This window comes from Bartonella sp. CB10SXKL (assembly GCF_042195515.1).
Classification (GTDB): domain Bacteria; phylum Pseudomonadota; class Alphaproteobacteria; order Rhizobiales; family Rhizobiaceae; genus Bartonella.
Genome location: NZ_JBHION010000104.1, coordinates 1 through 841 on the forward strand (window position 1 = coordinate 1; position 841 = coordinate 841).

1 pseudogene is annotated in these 841 nt (G+C 43.3%); it reads right to left on the reverse strand.

The features are described 5' to 3' along the window. A pseudogene (locus ACFIK3_RS09675) lies at window positions 1-841 on the reverse strand (filamentous hemagglutinin); the annotation flags it as partial.

Here is an 841-nt window from a genome sequence, read left to right on the forward strand (position 1 = left end):
CATTCGCTATTGATTGAGAGTTATCAGCTGGTCCAAAAAGATAGATATCTGTTTTTTCTGCTATACCGTGAATGCCACGCTGTTCAAAGTCACGCATTCCATTGCCCACTGTCAAACTACCACGGCTATGCGCACTAACAATCGCCCCTGTATTGCCATAACGATAGATAAAATCTTGTAACTTCTTGGTCGAATTACTCCATCTCCCAAAATACTCATAAATCGCTACTCCGTACTCTACGAGCCTGTCTTTAGCTTGTGGGTGGTATGTAAAATAAAGGGGTTCATGTTCATTATCAGCTAAGTGGACAGCATTACCGGCTGCTTCATCTGGTGTGTTAAAAATACCATTATAGAACATACGCCTGTTGCCATCAGAGCCAGCTTGTAAATGCTGCTCATCTTCAGCATTTAAAAAGTGATACAGAGTAATATATTCTCCATCGCTGTCTTTTATAGGTTTTCCATTTTCATCGGTTAAATAGAGGACATTGCCATTTTCATCATGCAAAATCTCACCTACTGGATGTTCTTTAACATTTGCGACTTCGCGCACTTTGTCCCAGTATCCCAATCCTTCATCCGATAAATCATTGATCATATCTAGGCGATTATGCACTGCTCCCTCAAGCGGTGCGACATCTAGCTGTCCTACAGCTTGGTGGGCTGCTGCGGTGTTGCGGTTGAGAGAGCCAATGATTTGTCCAGCATCTTGCCCCATCGCCCTCTGTCCAGTTGTATCAGTAAGGATGATAGTCCCATCGCTGATAGCAGATTTGGTTTCCCCTTCTGCTCCATCCTTGGCTTTGCCGTGATTTAAAACATTCTTGGCAATGTTCTT